This window comes from Paenibacillus elgii NBRC 100335 (assembly GCF_004000865.1).
Taxonomy (GTDB): domain Bacteria; phylum Bacillota; class Bacilli; order Paenibacillales; family NBRC-103111; genus Paenibacillus_G; species Paenibacillus_G elgii.
Genome location: NZ_BIMB01000005.1, coordinates 69,585 through 85,115, shown reverse-complemented (window position 1 = coordinate 85,115; position 15,531 = coordinate 69,585). Strand labels below are relative to the sequence as shown.

Below are 15,531 nucleotides of genomic sequence, written 5' to 3'. Positions count from 1 at the left end.
AAACCCATCCTTTGCGATGGGTTTTTTATTGTTCTGCAATGTCGAATCGTTGAATTCCAAGTCATCAAATTACCAAATAAAGTAATGATATTCCATTGTGAGGGAGTAATCCTAAATTATACAATATTACCAGAGACGAGCGAACAACCGCTCACTCAAGTTCACGGCATTGGAGGAGTTAAAGTGGAGCCTGAACGCCCGCCCGGTGATCATAGACGATTTTTAAAGCAGTATGCCGAGGAATACAAGCTGGGAACGTACTTTCCCGAAAAACTGACTTTATTCGCCAAATCGGAGCCCGTCTCCTTCCAATGGCTTCGAGAGACGGAGCATGGTTCCGTCGTATTCCTGATGAGCGCTTCCTGCTCAGCCTGCAACATGGGAGCTGTTCAAGAGTTCACAGAACGGTTTGGGGCATTCCGCTATTGCGTGTTATTCGAAGGAAGCGAAGAAGCGATGGAGCAGCAGCGAGAGATTTATGACTTGGACATGCCGTTCTACCTGTGCGATACCGTTAAGCTGCACAGCCAACTGAAGGTGGGAATCGTTCCTTACGCCCTGATTTTGAATAAGCTTGGACAAGCGGTCGGCGCCGACATCTTCAACGACTGCGAGAAGCTCGAGCGGTTGGCGGCCCCGTTGATCCGTGTGTATGAGCGCAGCCTGGCACAAGTATGAAGTCGTTCGCTCGCACCATGAGATGCGCCGGTCAAGCCTTTTGCAAAGTATACCGGTTCAATAGACCCATCGTATTGCTGTCACTGTTCGTTTACATCGTAGTGGCTCTGCAATCAAACATCGGCATTTACTTAAGCAAACGGATCGTAGACCAGCTCTCGGAGAACAATCTGTACCTGCTTTTGGGAAGCATCGCGCTTCTTCTCTCGTTTCAGGTTGTACGGCTGCTACTGGAAGCATACTCCCAGCTCAAAAGCAGACGGATGCATATGGCGTTTGCCGTTCATTGCGAGAACGAATTGGTCGATCTCGTCGCAAGGACGGAACTGCTGGACAAGGAGCATCCCCAGTTTACCGGAGATTTCTCTTATTGGTCCTTCATTAACGGAAAATATCTGGAATCGTATTCCACCGTGACCGGGTTCGTCAAGCAGGGCTTGATCACGGCGGCAAGTCTGGGCTATCTGCTGTACTATCACCTCTACATCGGTTTGCTGGCGCTGCTCGTCGGTACGCTCAAAGGCATCTACGACCTTCGCGCCGTCCGGCGAAGAGTAGCGATCAGCGAAGAAATGATGAGGCAATCCCGGGGATACCATTATTATTTCGATGTATTGACGGGCTCCCAGACGCAGAAGGAAATGACGCTGTTTCAATTGGTGCCCTATTTCCGGCAGAAATGGCTGCGCAAGAAGGACGAGGCTAACGCCTTATCCATGCAGCTCGAAACCTTGAATCTGAAAAGGCAAGCTTCCGGCGAGCTGCTGTCCATCATCAGCTCGGGCATCGTCATCGTCATCACCGCACTGCTCATTTATAAAGGCTCGCTGACGATTGGAGATTACGTGGCCATCACGATGGCGCTAACGATGACCGAAAGCAATATTACGATGATGTTCGCCTCGATCTCGAGGCTGACGGAAAACGCCGCCCATATTGAAAGGCTGAACAAGATCGAAAGCGACGTGCAGGCCGCCGCCCGCCTGCCAGAACAGGTTGAGCCCCACCCATTCCGTTTTCAGGACGAGCTTCAAATCCGCAACCTGACGTTCCGTTATCCGAATCGGGACGAGCCGGCGCTGACCGACATCAACGCGGAGATTCGCAAAGGCGAAATGATCGCCATCCTGGGCGAGAACGGCTCGGGAAAATCGACGTTGATCAAGCTGCTGCTGGGTCTTTACCGGAGCGATACCGACGCCATCCTGTACGACGGCGTGAGCGTCCGGCAGCTGGACCGGATCGGAATGTGGCGCAAAACGAGCGCCGTCTTTCAAGATTACATTCGTTATATGACGGATGTGCGGGATAACATCGCCGTCGGCAATATTGCCGAGGCGCACAATACGGACAAGCTGCTTTCGGTGCTCACGAAGGTCGGGCTGACCGACAAGTTCAAGCACGGCTTGGATACGAAGCTCGGGACGCTGGAGGATAACGCAGTTAACTTGTCCGGCGGACAGTGGCAGCGGCTCGCATTATCGCGCGTGTTCGTCTCGGAGGAGCACGAGCTGGTCGTGTTCGACGAACCGACCTCCGCGCTCGATCCGGTCAGCGAAGTTCGGATGATGAACGAAATGCTGGAGCACTGCCGTGGGAAAACCGTGCTTATGGTATCCCACCGGGTCGGGATTGCGCGGAGAGCCGATCGCATCTTCGTGATGGAGAGCGGGCGCATAGCCGAGGCCGGGACGCATGACGAACTGCTTCATAAGCAAGGACTTTATCATGAGATGTGGCATCAGCAAAAGCAATGGTACGACTAATTCAGGCGAAAAGAGGGAGAAACGATGTCATTCAACCGTAAGCCGGGCGGATCAGCCGACAGCGGTCCGCCGATCGGCTCCGCGCTGGCGGATCTGCCGCCCCATATCAGCAATATCGGAACGCCGGCGGAGCCGGGCGAAGCGACGGGGACGGTTCTGTTGTTCGTCTCCGCCTATTGCTCGCATTGCATCGATCTGCTTCCGCATATCGACGCGATGACGCGGAGGCATCCGACCTTTTCTTTCCGGCTCTTCTCCACAGCCGACGAGGACGATCACCGGAGCATGGTCGAATATTTCGGATGGACCTTCCCGATTTATTCACTGGACCAGAGCGACATGGACGCGTATTTTGCGGTGACGTATTTGCCCTTTGCGATTCTCGTCGACGACTTGGGAAAAGTAGCCGCCAAAGGAGTCATTTATAACGCGGACGAGTTCGAGCAGCTTGTGAAGGACTACGCCCGCCATGCACTGGCCTGATAGAGGCATCCCGGTATTTACACCTTAAGATAGCATTCCATTTCCAATGAAAGGAGGTGAAAACTATGGCATGCTCTCCTCCAGGAAACTGCAGAGATGCAGGAAATCCCGATAACTATTGTCGCCGAAGCTTATGCTTCTCCGGCGGTCAAAACTATGAGAAAGAACTGGTCTCAAGAAAAACCTTCGCTTGCACTGACGGATCTACATTTACATGCGAGCAGCACGCAGGCTGCTGCTACTAAACCGATTAGAGGAGGGGGGATCACCCCTCTTCTCTTTTTACTCTTACAAGAACGGGGGAAACTTCCTTGCAAGCTCAATTAATCGTATGTGACCGGATTACCCCTAACGAACAGGCGAGGGGGCACCAGTTAGGTACCGTACTAAACCACCGGACAATTCCCGTTTTGCCGTATGCCTTGGATTTGCACATTTTGCTCAAAATCTTTGATTTGCCGCAGGGCAAATCGATAGATACGCATTTTGAGGTCACCAATGACCGCGGAGAGCGGCTTGGCAAAACGGCGATGACTGTCCTCAGAAATTACAGAGCGGATGATCAAATTCCGGGTGTCGATAAAGATTTTGTATTTACGCTGGTGCTGACGGAGACGGGAATCGTCCACTTCAAGTGCTTTGTTGACGGTGAAGAAGTGGCATGGTATCCGCTGACGATCCGATTGCAGGAGGACGAGTTGCAAAAAACGTCTAGTACCGGATGAGGTGAGCGACGACGATGACGGGGTTGATAGCGTATGTTCTGGATGTAACGATTGCGGTTCTGTTTTTTTTACCCTTTTACATGAAGCTGCGCAGCTTCGAAGGGTTAAAAGTGGAAATTTATGCCTATGGGGTGCTACCGGCATCCATGCTGTCTTTGGCGGCCTGTGCCGTGTTGATTGCGGAATTTTTGCTGTTTTTCTTGTTTGCGACGGGTCTGGCGGAGGGCTGGAAACAATTTGCGGCGATCGGGCTGCTGTCCGTCTTTACTTGGTTGACCTGGAGAAAGAAAAGAAGCACCGGGGCCGAAGCCTGCGCCTGCTACGGCAATGTCGGTTTTCTCAACCGGTTTCCTGTTTATAGAAATCTTGTTCTGATCGGTATTTTGCTGATCGATGCAGGCTTGAAGCGGGAGCCGGCAGATGCTTACTCCATGCTCCATTCGCTTGTTTTGGTCATGGCGCTGTCGTTTACCGTTGAGCTCATGACGATTCGTTGGAAAAGAAAAGAGGTCTGACGATGACCGATCCGTTGTTTTTATGTACGTTTCTGTGGTTTGCCATAAGTGCAGCAGTACTTTACATCTTGAGAAGGCGGGAGCAGCGGGCCATTCAAGCGCAGGTCCGGCAGATCAGGCAACTGGCCAACGAAACGAACGAGCTGATCCTATTTCTGGATTATTCGGCGCCGGGCTTCAAGGAAATCGATGCTTTCTTGCTCTCGGACATGCCGGGAAGGACTACCGTCGTTTTCACCGCTCCCGAATGGCTGGTGGCCGCCAAAGCCAAAAAGTGGGGGCGGCATTGCGTCGTGAGCGCAAGCAGTCTGAACGCATCCTCCTCAGAAGTGAGCCCAACCCGCATTGTGACAGATAAATACGGAAAATACCGCGTGTTCCATGAGGTCCCGACTTTTCTAAAGCTGATGAGCCGGCCGAAAAACGAACATCAGGCACAAGGAATGGGATAAACTTGCAGAACGGAGGAATTCCTTATGAAAAAGAAATCATTTATCGCCGTATCGTTATCTTTGATGCTTCTATCCGTTCACACGCCGTTTGCTTCAGCTGACGGAGCTCAGACCCATGCGTGGATTGACAAGACGATCACGGGCCATGAAAGAGCCGTCATATCCGGTGTTTTAGAGAACCTTCCGGAAAATGAAAGAGAAAATGTCGTTTATATTAACGACAAGAATGAAGTTTTCGCTAACAAGCAGGGCCTGATCGATGATTGGAAGAAAGCGGAGCTTATCGAGGGAAGAACCTATGCGATAGATGGGCAGCGTGTTACTGCTCCTGCTGAGACAATCGCCCCCGCTGCCGTATCCTGCGCGAAATCCGACGGGCCTTACCGGAAAGTGGAATCCAAGAGCGGGTATGCTTGGTACGGCGGAAATGTATATTTGCCTTCAGCGTCCAAGAAAGAAATGTACGATGAGAACAAGCCAAACGGAAACGGGGATACAGCCCACATTTATACAGGAGGAGTTGGAGGCGGACAGGAGGTCGACGCAGGATTTTTTCATCAATCCACAAATGATGACTGGGCGATGTTTATTAGAAACAATGGCTATGTTTACGGTCCGAGGTTTGAAGCCGGACAAACCATACAAATGAAGTTTTACGTCCCTGCGAATGATCAAGTTGCGCTGTATGTGGTCGGGAAAAAGAAGGGGGAATCTTCTCCTATCAGCTATACGCTAGTGAAAGACGTCAAAGGCTGGACGAAAGATGGAAAAGCGAACCGGATTAAGCGAAATACGACGATCGCCACCACAAAGGGAACGCATTCGGGCACGTTCATGAAAAACGTGTATTGGAATCAATCGTATATCGGATTGAGTTCTTCAAGCAACTCGCAATGGCTGTCAGCTCAAACGGAGGGATACTGCTCCGTACCAAGTGGCTCCAAGGACGACATCTCTGTAAACTTCATCAATGCGGGAGAAGAAACAGTCAGCATCACGATTAAATAAGGGTGCTCGTCATGCAGGACGGCTTGATCTTCAGTGACAGTAAAAATAAGCTTCTATAATCATTGTAACGCCTGCCCTTTGCGGCAGGCGTTTTGTCGTTTAATCGCCGTGGAGATGCTGCTTCAAGTAATGCCCCGTAAGCGAATGCGGATGCTTGATAAGCTGTTCGGGAACGCCTTCGAAGATGACCGTCCCACCCTCTTGTCCGGCTCCGGGACCCAAATCGACGATCCAATCGGCTTGACTGATCACGTCGAGGTTATGCTCGATCACGATCACCGTGCTGCCGTTGTCGACGAGCCGGTTCAACAGGCCGATCAGGCGGTCGACATCGGAGAGATGCAATCCGGTGGTCGGTTCGTCGAATACGTAGATTTGACCGCTGCGCTCCAGCTCGGCCGCGAGCTTCAGGCGCTGTCGTTCCCCGCCGGAGAGCGTGTTCAGCGGCTGCCCGAGCGTAATGTAGTCCAGTCCGACGTCGCCTAGACGCTCCAGAATCGTCCGAATCGCTTCCTCCCCAAAGAAGATCCGCGCGTCCGCTACACTCATCTCCAAAACCTCGTCGATCGATTTGCCGCGCAGGGTATAGCCCAGAACCTCCTCGGTAAACCGGCGTCCTTGGCAGCCTTCGCATCGGCTGACGATTGGGTCCATGAAGGCAAGATCCGTATACGTGACGCCAAGCCCTTTGCATTCCGGACATGCGCCGTTAGAGTTGAAGCTGAACAACGTGGGGCTAACCCGGTTCGCTCGGGCGAACAGCTCGCGGATCGGGTCGAGCATCCCGGTGTAGGTCGCGGAGTTGGAGCGCTTCGAGCCTTGGATGGCTCCTTGATCGATGAAGACGGCTTCCGGATAATGCCGGGGCAGCACTTTGTTGATCAGCGTGCTTTTCCCTGAGCCCGCTACGCCGGTGACGACCGTCATCACGCCTTGCGGGATGCGGGCGCTCACGTCTTTGAGGTTATGCAGGGAGGCGGGGCCGATCACGAGTGAACCGCTAGGTTGTCTCGGCGGCGTCTTGAGCCGGGGCCGGCGGCCGAGATACGTTCCGGTCAAGGTGCCGGAAGCCGCCAGACCAGCCAGATCGCCTTCATAGACGATCCTGCCGCCCTTGGCGCCGGCTTCCGGTCCCATATCGATTACGTGATCGGCGATGGCGATGACATCGGGATCGTGCTCGACGACAAGGACGGTATTCCCTTTGTCCCGGAGACGCTTCATCAGGGAATTCAGCCGGTGAACGTCGTGAGGATGAAGTCCGATGCTCGGTTCGTCAAAAATATACGTGATATCCGTCAGACTGCTGCCGAGATGCCGCACCATCTTGACCCGCTGCGATTCGCCGCCGGACAGCGTGGACGTTTCCCGGTTAAGGCTGAGGTAGCCTAATCCGACGGAAATTAGATGCTCCAGCCGTTCGACGATGGCGTCGACCATGGTTGCGGCGACAGGCGCGTCAATAGCGCGTATCACGGGGGCGAGCTCGCTGATCTGCATGGCCGTGCAGTCTGCTATGCTCTTGCCGTTGATCCTGCAGCCGAGCACCTCCTGATTCAGTCGGGCCCCCTTGCACAGAGGACAAGCACCTCGGGTGACGATCCGGTCGAGCTCTTCTTTATAACGTGTTTTGGCCTCCTCGGATTCCTTGGTCAGAAAGCTCCGTTCGAAACGGGGAATCACACCTTCGTATTTGGAGGTCGGCGGCCATCCTGGACCGGGATGCTTCAGCTTCATATCCGTTTTATAAAGCAGCGTGTCCCATTCCTCGTCCGTATATTCTCCGAGCTTTTTGTCGTTGTCGAATAATCCGGAACAAACATACCGTTTCCAGCGCCATTCGCCGGGGCGGAACGTGGGGAATCGGATGGCCCCCTCGTTCAGCGACTTTTGCCGGTCGATCAGCCGCTCGAGATCAATCGCCGCTACCGTCCCCAATCCTTCGCATTTGGGGCACATCCCGTGCGGATCGTTGAACGAAAAGGCGTTGGAATAACCGACGAACGGCCGGCCGACCCGGGAGTACAGCAAGCGCAGCAAGGAGTAAATATCGGTGACGGTTCCGACGGTGGACCGGACGTTGCCGCCGAGCCGCTTCTGATCGACCACGATCGCGACGGACAGATTGTCCAGCGAGTCCACATCCGGCTGCCCGTAATGGGGAAGACGGTGCCGGACGAAGCTGGTAAACGTTTCGTTGAGCTGGCGCTGCGATTCCGCGGCAATCGTATCGAAGACGAGTGAGGACTTGCCGGAACCGGATACGCCCGTAAACACGGTGAGCCGCTTCTTCGGTATGCTCACCGTCACGTTTTTCAGATTATTTTCCCTTGCGCCTGTAACGCGGATTAGATCGTGCGGGTTGTCGGGGGCGCCGTTTTGAAGGTTCATCGTTGGATAACCTCCTTCTTCAAAAATGATGATTTAAGGACATTAGTTTCCGTCGGGAAATTATATTCAAACGGATCGCGACTGGTTGTCGTCGAGTGCGGCCGCTATCTTTTGGCACAGCTCCGCAAAAATACTTTGCTCGCCGGGCGTAAGAACGGAGGCGGCGATTTCGGCAGCCTCACGCCGGCTTGTGGCCGCACGCTCCAGAAAAGCACGGCCGCTATCGGTGAGCGACGTCGTTTGTTCCCGCCGGTCTTCCTCGCGCGTGGTTTGCTCAATTAACTGCTTATCCTTTAAAACTCGGAGGCTTTTCGAGGTGGCCGGGCGTGTCATCCCCAACGTTTCGCCGATAACCGAAGGCATCATGGGACCGCGGATGCGCAAAATCTCCAAGATGTCGTACTGCGCCCAAGTAAGCTGCTCCGGATTGATCCGGGTGCGTCTGGCGACCAGCACGCATTGGAGATGGGACAAAGCGTTTTCCAGCTCACCGGGTTGATCTGGCTGTATCAAAGGAATACCCCCTATCGATATCGTGTGTGTTCTATATTCGTCATCATATCAAACTAGTTTCCATATGGCAACTAACTTCAATGGACATACATGGCGGCACATTTTTAATATTTTGAGTTTAAAAATGTTATTGACATGACACCAAACAGTGTCCTATAATCAAATCGTCACCAAATGGTGTCCGATTGGGAGCAAGTGATTTGGAAAAGTTGGAATCTGAAAAAGTTTTAATTGAAACAATGATGAGGAGGAAATAAAATGAGCATGGTTATCGGTGCGGAAACAATCGCGAAACAGGAAACCCAGCTCCGAGGGAAAATAATTGCTTATTGGACAGTCACATTACTACTCACGGCAGCTGTTATGTTAAGCGGTATCGGGCAACTGATGCAATATGGAGGAAACATCGAGTTAGTGAAGAATCTTGGTTACCCATTATACGTCTTGACCATTCTCGGGATTTGGAAAGTGCTTGGAGCCGTCGTGCTAGTCGTGCCAGGTTTTCCCCGGCTTAAAGAATGGGTTCACGCGGGTATCTTCTTTTTAATGACCGGTGCGGCTTTATCTCATGCGTTTGCTAACGATTATGGCGATTATGGGTTTGCTCTTATCCTTCCGCTTTCATATGCTGCACTAAATATCGCCTCGTGGGCGCTGCGTCCGAAGAGCCGCAAACTCTAGGGAGGTGATGAAATCAACGGCTGTCCCTTCGTACCACCAATGATTTCTACTACAGAAAATAATATTTAGGAGAGGGTGTTGTGAGCGAGAACAACCAGCTGCGGGATGTGTATGACGCGATTGCAGATCCAACCAGGCGCCAGCTGATTCGTCTGTTAGCAGAGGCAGAGGAGTTACCGCTTCATGAGTTAACGGCACAGTTTCAAATGGGCCGGACAGCGGTATCCAAGCATTTGACAATCCTTAAAGAGGCCGGACTGGTCCTTGACCGAAAAGTCGGCAGAGAAACGCGATTTAGGCTTAATGCTTCTCCACTCCGAGAAATTCAAGATTGGGTGGCTTTCTATAGCAAGTTCTGGAGTACGAATATGCTGAACTTGAACAAACTATTAGAGGAGGAAGAAGAATGAGTTTAACCTTATCCTTGGATTTTCAGTACAAGACATCGATCGAGAAGCTTTGGTCCGCTTTAACCGATTCAAGCAAGCTTGCCAAGTGGGTGGTCAACATCCATACCGGTCATGCGATGGAAAACGATTTTAAGCCTGTCGTTGGACACCGTTTTCAGTTCCGCACTCAGCCGACCGAATGGTGGGATGGGATTGTTAACGGCGAAGTGCTTATCGTGGACGAACCAAACCGGTTGTCCTATACTTGGGCAAGCGGAGGAGAGAAGCACACGGTCACCTGGACGCTGCAGGATTTAGGAGGCGGAAAGGTTAACCTTCATCTCGAGCAAACCGGAATCTCCAACGAACCGGCACTCAATGGAGCTAAGTATGGCTGGAGTAAATGGTGCGGCGAGCTTGAAAAGGTATTGGAACAATAATCGCATTCGGTAGCGGCAATCTGGGAATTTATTTTCATCCCCGGCTGCCGCTGCTTCTATATTGGAGTCTTGCCGGACAGGGCCATTTTCCATTTTTTATCATTGACTCCTGCGGAAGCGAAAAGCTATGATATCACTTAAGCACTACTTAAACGTTTCAGTACTTAAACGATTCAGTTCACGACAATTCAATAGTCTTAAAGGGGGACCCCGCATGTCAAAACGATGTTTCATTTCCGCCGTTCTTGTCCTTTGTCTGAGTTCTTCCCTGCTAACCGCTTGTGGAGAGGGCCGTCCTTCGCCTGCGGGGCAGGAGCCGGGGAACGAAGCCGCAGGAAGCGCAAACGCGGAGCCGTTAAAGCCGGAGCAAGGCGCCCAATTGCTCGTATGGGAATCGAAAGGTCCGGAGCTCGATTATTTGAAGGCGGTAGCGGAAAGCTTCGAGAAAGACTACGGCGTAAAAGTGAAGGTGGAGCCGGTTCCCGCGATCGACACCGTTAAGAAGCTGACTACCGACGGTCCGGCGGGGATTGGAGCCGACGTCTTCTCCGCGCCGCACGATCAATTGGGGAATGCGGTGACGGCCGGGCTCGTGCTGGAAAACGACGCTTCGGGCGACAGCATGAAAAACGAGGTGATGTCCTCGGCGCTGGCCGGAGTCACGTACAAGGACGTGCTTTACGGCTTTCCGACGGCGATCGATACGTATGCGCTGTTTTACAACAAGTCCTTGATGGACAAAGCTCCGAAAACGTACGACGACATCGTGAAATTCGCCGAAACCTACAACGATCCGAAAACCAAAAAGTTCGCCTTGATGTGGGACGTCGGCCAGCTGTATCAATCGTACTCGTTCCTCGCCGGTTACGGCGGGTATGTGTTCGGAAATCAAGGCACGAACCCGAACGATATCGGTCTCAACAGCGCGAAAACGGTTGAAGGGGCAAAATATTTGCAATCGCTCAAAAAAATATTGCCGCTGAACGCCGGAGACATCAACGACAACATCATTACGGGCTTTTTCCAGGAAGGGAAAACCGCTGCCGTTATCAACGGCTCATGGCTGATGGCCAGCTTGTCGAAGGTGAATTTCGACTATGGTGTAGCGCCGCTGCCTCTGCTGCCGAACGGCGAGCATCCGGTCAGCTTCTCCGGCATTCGGGCCTTGTACGTCAATTCGTATACGAAATACCCGGCTGCCGCCAAGCTGTTCGCAAGCTACGCGACCAGCAAGGACAATCTGATCAAGCGGTTCAAGATGACAACCCAGCTTCCCCCGAGGAAGGACCTGATGGATGACCCCATCATTACGCAAGATCCGAAAGCGGCGGCGTTTCTGGAGCAGGCGAAATATTCGACGCCGATGCCGTCCATTCCGGAAATGGGCAATGTATGGGTGCCCGCAGGCGCCGCGCTCGCTGCGATCTGGAATGACGGTCAAGATCCGGCAGCCGTTCTGACTACCGCAGTGGAGCAAATCAAGACAGCCATGAAAACGACGAAATAATGCACGGATTCATTCTCAAAACTCGGCTAAGGCGGTTTTACGTATGCAATCACAACCAAGCGCCCGGCGGCATCAGGTCACGGCAGCCGTGTGTTCCGCGGCGTTCATAGGCTTGGGCCAGCTCTACAACAGACAATATATCAAAGGCTTGCTGTTCATCGTCTTGGCCCAATTGTTTTTCTGGAACTATTATTCGATCGCATGGAAAGGCATTCTGGGGCTGATCACGCTAGGCGATGTACCGACCCGGATCATCCGGGGAAAAATCGTACAGGGCGACCATTCGATCTTTCTGCTGATCAACGGTCTCATTACCCTCGTCGTCATCCTGCTATTTCTCGGGTTCTATGCGATGAATGTTTACGATGCGAAGAAGAACGGGGAGCTGCGGGACGAAGGCGGCCATGTCCTCGGCTTCGTCGAGTCCGTGAAGCAGGCGAAGTTCCGGCATTTTCCTTATTTGCTGCTGATTCCTGCCGCATTTTTCATTCTGTTCGTTACGGTCATTCCGCTCGTGTTTAACGTATTGATCGCTTTCACCAATTATTCGGCTCCGTCGCATATTCCGGACCGGGCGCTGGTGGATTGGGTCGGCTTCCGCACGTTTTACGATCTGTTCGCGCAGGAAGCATGGAGGTCCACGTTCTTCGGCATCTCCGTTTGGAACATCATCTGGGCGGCGGCTTCGACCTCTACCGTCTTTCTCAGCGGACTGTTACTCGCGATGATGGTGAATCACCCGCAGGTCCGCTTCAAAAAATTTTGGAGAACGGTGTTCATTCTGCCTTGGGCAATCCCGCAGTTCATCTCGATTCTCGTTTTCCGGGTGCTGCTGAACGGGACGTTCGGTCCGGTGAACGATCTGATCGTGAAGCTCGGCTTCTCTCCCGTGCCCTGGCTTTCCGATCCGACGATGGCAAAAGCATCCGTCATTCTGGTGAATTTGTGGTTCTCGACGCCGTTCCTGATGGCGTTGATGTCGGGAATTTTGACGACCCTGCCGCGCGATCTGTATGAAGCGGCGGACGTCGACGGGGCCTCGGGGCTGCAAAAGTTCGTCAAAATTACGCTGCCCCTCGTGCTGATGGCGACGGCGCCGATCTTTATTATGCAGTTTGCGTTTAACTTCAATAACTTCAACCTGATTTACTTGCTGACGGACGGGAAGCCGAATAATCCGGATTATTACTACGCCGGAAGCACGGATATTTTGATCTCGTGGATCTTCAAGATGACGCTGAACCAAAGCCAGTTTAATATGGCCTCGGCCGTATCGATCATTATGTTCATTCTCATTGCGGCATTTTCTTTATGGAATTACAAGCGGATGAAGTCCGTTTAAGAAGAGGATTTGATCTGGATGTCCAAATTCAAAAACAACCTGGTCGTCACGGGAATTTACGCGGTATTTGCGGTGCTGCTCGTCACGACGATCTACCCAATCGTGTGGATCGTAGGCACGTCTCTGAATCCGGGCGATAACTTGCTCGTTAGCAAGATGATTCCCGATAACCCGACGATCGCGCATTACATCGAGCTGATCCATACGACCGATTTTGTGCTGTGGTATCAAAATACGATCAAGATCGCGTTGGTGAATGCGGTCGTATCGACGGCATTGGTGGCGGCGACGGCGTATGCTTTTTCCAGATTCCGGTTCAAAGGGAGACAGCAAGGCTTGATGATGCTGCTGGTCCTGCAAATGTTTCCGGGGTTTCTATCCGTCATGGCGATTTTTGTGCTGCTGCTACAAACGAAGCTGCTCGACACGCATCTGGGGCTGATTCTCATCTATGCAGGTGGAGCGGTGTCCATGGGCACCTGGGTCATGAAAGGGCACTTCGACACGATCCCGAAAAGTCTGGAGGAAGCCGCGTTTATCGACGGTGCGAGCCATGCTGACGCGTTCTTCAAAATTATTTTTCCTTTATCGCTGCCGGCGATTACGTTCGTAGCTCTGAACAGCTTCATCACGCCGTTCATGGATTTTATTTTACCGCAAATCGTGCTTAGGTCCTCGGATAAAATGACGCTGGCGCAAGGGCTGTATGCGATGGTGGCCAACGAGACCAATTCCAGCTTTACGTTATTCGCAGCGGGCGCCGTGCTTGTGGCGCTGCCGATCACGCTGCTGTACATGTATTTCCAGAAGTACTTAATTCACGGAATCGCGGCCGGCGCGGATAAAGGGTAACGCGATTTATACCAAAAAAGGATGGGGATTCCATGTTGTTAGAAGCGGTTTATCACCGGTCCGGCAATGCGGATTGCTACGCTTACGATGACCGGACGATCCATATCCGGCTGCGGACGAAAAAAGACGATCTGCGCGCGGTAAAAGCGCTCTACGGCGATAAGTACGATTGGGAGCAGACCGCAAGCGAGCAATCTCTTTATAAGCTGGCGAGCGACGAACGGTTCGATTATTGGCAGGCGGAGCTTGTTCCCCCGCATCACAGACTGCGCTATGCGTTTGCATTGATCTCGGAGGACGAAACGGTCTGGTACACGGAGACCGGCTTTCAGAAGGAAAAGCCCAAGGACCCACTTTCTTTCTTCGATTATCCGTTTCTATGGGCGGATGAAGTGGCGAAGCCGCCGGGGTGGGTAAAAGAGGCTGTGTTTTATCAAATATTTCCCGAGCGGTTTGCGAACGGCGATCCGTCGAACGATCCGGCCGGCGTTCGTTCGTGGGAGGAGGCGGACCCGGGGCCGCACGATTATTACGGCGGCGATTTGCAGGGCGTATTGGACCGACTGGATCACCTTAGCTCGCTTGGCGTTAACGCGATTTATTTTACCCCGCTGTTTGCGGCGGAGACGAATCATAAGTACGATACGACGGACTATTTGAAAATCGACCCGCAGTTTGGGGATACCGCATTGCTGAAGAAGCTGGTCCAGGCCTGCCACGAGCGCGGAATTCGCGTCATTCTGGATGCCGTATTCAATCATAGCGGCGCGCTGTTCGCTCCGTTTCAAGATGTGGTCCGCCACGGACTGGAATCGCGCTATCGGGACTGGTTCCATATCAAGCAATTTCCGGTGCAGACGGAGCCCAGACCTTCCTACCACTGCTTCGCTTTCGAGGCGCATATGCCGAAGCTGAATACGGCGAATCCGGAGGTCCGACAATATTTGCTGGACGTGGCGCAGTATTGGGTGAAGGAATGCGATATCGATGGCTGGCGGCTGGATGTGGCCAATGAGGTCGATCACGAGTTTTGGAGGCATTTCCGCAAAGCCTTGAAGTCGCTCAAGCCGGATTTTTATATTTTGGGCGAAATTTGGCACGACGCGATGCCGTGGCTGCAAGGAGATCAGTTCGATGCGGTCATGAACTATCCGATTACAGAAGCTATACTTGATTTTTTTGCCAAGGATGCGATCGATGCGGAGCAGTTTTCCCACCGGATCAACCGGCTGCTGGCCCAGTATCCGCAGCAGGTGAACGAAGCAGCCTTTAACATCGTGGGAAGCCACGATACGCCGCGGCTGCTTACGGTCGCGCAGGACGCAAGGAAAGCGAAGCTCGCCGTGCTGTTTCAGTTTGCGTTCCCCGGCGTGCCGTGCATTTATTACGGCGACGAAGTGGGGATGCAGGGCGGAGCGGACCCTGACTGCAGGCGGCCGATGATTTGGGACGAAGCCCGGCAAAATCTGGAGCAGCTCGCGTTTTACCGGACGATCATCTCGTACAGACGGCAGCATCGGGCGTTGCGGGACGGAACTTTTCAGGTGATCTATGCCAAGGATCATCAGCTTGTCATCCGTAGAACGGATGCAGACGAACAGCTCTACATCAGCTTCAACAACAGCGGGCATCCGGCTGTCGCGGATATCGCTTTGGAGGCGCAGGTACCGCTCGAAATCGCCATGGGCGACGGAAGCTTCGAACTGACGGACGAGCGGCTTTCTATCAGCTTGCCTCCGTATGGATGGCTCGTTTTGAGTGCGCCATTGTCATGATTTGACAAAGACAG

Annotated in this window: 17 protein-coding genes; 15 read left to right on the top strand and 2 right to left on the bottom strand. The window is 52.9% G+C overall.

The genetic code is table 11. The annotated features are described in order from the left end of the window. Positions 1–183 precede the first annotated feature (183 nt). From PEL01S_RS05465 to PEL01S_RS35130, 8 genes are all read left to right on the top strand, one after another. Positions 184–678 (top strand): hypothetical protein, encoded by a 495-nt coding sequence (locus PEL01S_RS05465; protein ID WP_127459646.1) that lies wholly within the window; start codon positions 184–186, stop codon positions 676–678. After that, on the top strand, positions 675–2,444 hold the full coding sequence (locus PEL01S_RS05460; protein WP_127459645.1) for an ATP-binding cassette domain-containing protein: 1,770 nt from the start codon (positions 675–677) through the stop codon (positions 2,442–2,444). Before PEL01S_RS05465 ends, PEL01S_RS05460 begins: the two co-directional genes overlap by 4 nt. Positions 2,445–2,468: 24 nt before the next feature. After that, positions 2,469–2,927: a TlpA family protein disulfide reductase gene (locus tag PEL01S_RS05455; RefSeq protein ID WP_127459644.1), complete on the top strand. Its 459-nt coding sequence runs from the start codon at positions 2,469–2,471 to the stop codon at positions 2,925–2,927. A gap of 96 nt (positions 2,928–3,023) precedes the next feature. Continuing rightward, the gene (locus PEL01S_RS05450; RefSeq protein WP_127459643.1) at positions 3,024–3,254 is read left to right on the top strand and encodes a hypothetical protein; all 231 of its coding nucleotides are present in this window, start codon (positions 3,024–3,026) and stop codon (positions 3,252–3,254) included. After that, on the top strand, positions 3,239–3,652 hold the full coding sequence (locus tag PEL01S_RS05445) for a hypothetical protein (RefSeq protein ID WP_127459642.1): 414 nt from the start codon (positions 3,239–3,241) through the stop codon (positions 3,650–3,652). Before PEL01S_RS05450 ends, PEL01S_RS05445 begins: the two co-directional genes overlap by 16 nt. A gap of 14 nt (positions 3,653–3,666) precedes the next feature. Then, positions 3,667–4,167 (top strand): MauE/DoxX family redox-associated membrane protein, encoded by a 501-nt coding sequence (locus PEL01S_RS05440; RefSeq protein ID WP_127459641.1) that lies wholly within the window; start codon positions 3,667–3,669, stop codon positions 4,165–4,167. Between the two features lie 2 nt (positions 4,168–4,169). Next, positions 4,170–4,619: a hypothetical protein gene (locus tag PEL01S_RS05435; protein WP_127459640.1), complete on the top strand. Its 450-nt coding sequence runs from the start codon at positions 4,170–4,172 to the stop codon at positions 4,617–4,619. Positions 4,620–4,643: 24 nt separating this feature from the next. Beyond that, positions 4,644–5,627: a hypothetical protein gene (locus tag PEL01S_RS35130; RefSeq protein WP_239551035.1), complete on the top strand. Its 984-nt coding sequence runs from the start codon at positions 4,644–4,646 to the stop codon at positions 5,625–5,627. Between the two features lie 99 nt (positions 5,628–5,726). Here PEL01S_RS35130 and PEL01S_RS05425 read toward each other — a convergent pair whose 3' ends face one another. Continuing rightward, positions 5,727–8,018, bottom strand: coding sequence for an ATP-binding cassette domain-containing protein (locus PEL01S_RS05425; RefSeq protein ID WP_127459639.1), 2,292 nt, complete (start codon positions 8,016–8,018; stop codon positions 5,727–5,729). A 66-nt stretch (positions 8,019–8,084) separates the two neighbouring features. Continuing rightward, positions 8,085–8,531: a MarR family winged helix-turn-helix transcriptional regulator gene (locus PEL01S_RS05420; protein ID WP_127459638.1), complete on the bottom strand. Its 447-nt coding sequence runs from the start codon at positions 8,529–8,531 to the stop codon at positions 8,085–8,087. Positions 8,532–8,789: 258 nt separating this feature from the next. Here PEL01S_RS05420 and PEL01S_RS05415 point away from each other — a divergent pair, with 258 nt between their 5' ends. The 7 genes from PEL01S_RS05415 to PEL01S_RS05385 all read left to right on the top strand — a co-directional run bounded on the left by PEL01S_RS05415 (position 8,790) and on the right by PEL01S_RS05385 (position 15,517). Next, positions 8,790–9,212 carry a DoxX family protein gene (locus tag PEL01S_RS05415; RefSeq protein WP_127459637.1) on the top strand — a complete coding sequence of 141 codons (423 nt, stop codon included), beginning with the start codon at positions 8,790–8,792 and terminating at the stop codon, positions 9,210–9,212. An 80-nt stretch (positions 9,213–9,292) separates the two neighbouring features. Next, entirely contained in the window at positions 9,293–9,622 is a 330-nt protein-coding gene (locus tag PEL01S_RS05410) for an ArsR/SmtB family transcription factor (RefSeq protein WP_063181496.1), read from the top strand. After that, positions 9,619–10,041, top strand: a complete 423-nt coding sequence (locus tag PEL01S_RS05405) for an SRPBCC family protein (protein WP_127459636.1) — start codon at positions 9,619–9,621, stop codon at positions 10,039–10,041. The genes PEL01S_RS05410 and PEL01S_RS05405 overlap by 4 nt, the downstream gene beginning before the upstream one ends. Positions 10,042–10,255: 214 nt before the next feature. Beyond that, positions 10,256–11,548 carry a sugar ABC transporter substrate-binding protein gene (locus PEL01S_RS05400; protein WP_127459635.1) on the top strand — a complete coding sequence of 431 codons (1,293 nt, stop codon included), beginning with the start codon at positions 10,256–10,258 and terminating at the stop codon, positions 11,546–11,548. Between the two features lie 43 nt (positions 11,549–11,591). Next, on the top strand, positions 11,592–12,890 hold the full coding sequence (locus PEL01S_RS05395; RefSeq protein WP_127459634.1) for a sugar ABC transporter permease: 1,299 nt from the start codon (positions 11,592–11,594) through the stop codon (positions 12,888–12,890). Positions 12,891–12,908: 18 nt separating this feature from the next. Next, positions 12,909–13,742 (top strand): sugar ABC transporter permease, encoded by an 834-nt coding sequence (locus PEL01S_RS05390; RefSeq protein WP_063181504.1) that lies wholly within the window; start codon positions 12,909–12,911, stop codon positions 13,740–13,742. Between the two features lie 32 nt (positions 13,743–13,774). Next, positions 13,775–15,517, top strand: coding sequence for an alpha-glycosidase (locus PEL01S_RS05385; protein WP_127459633.1), 1,743 nt, complete (start codon positions 13,775–13,777; stop codon positions 15,515–15,517). Positions 15,518–15,531: the final 14 nt, after the last annotated feature.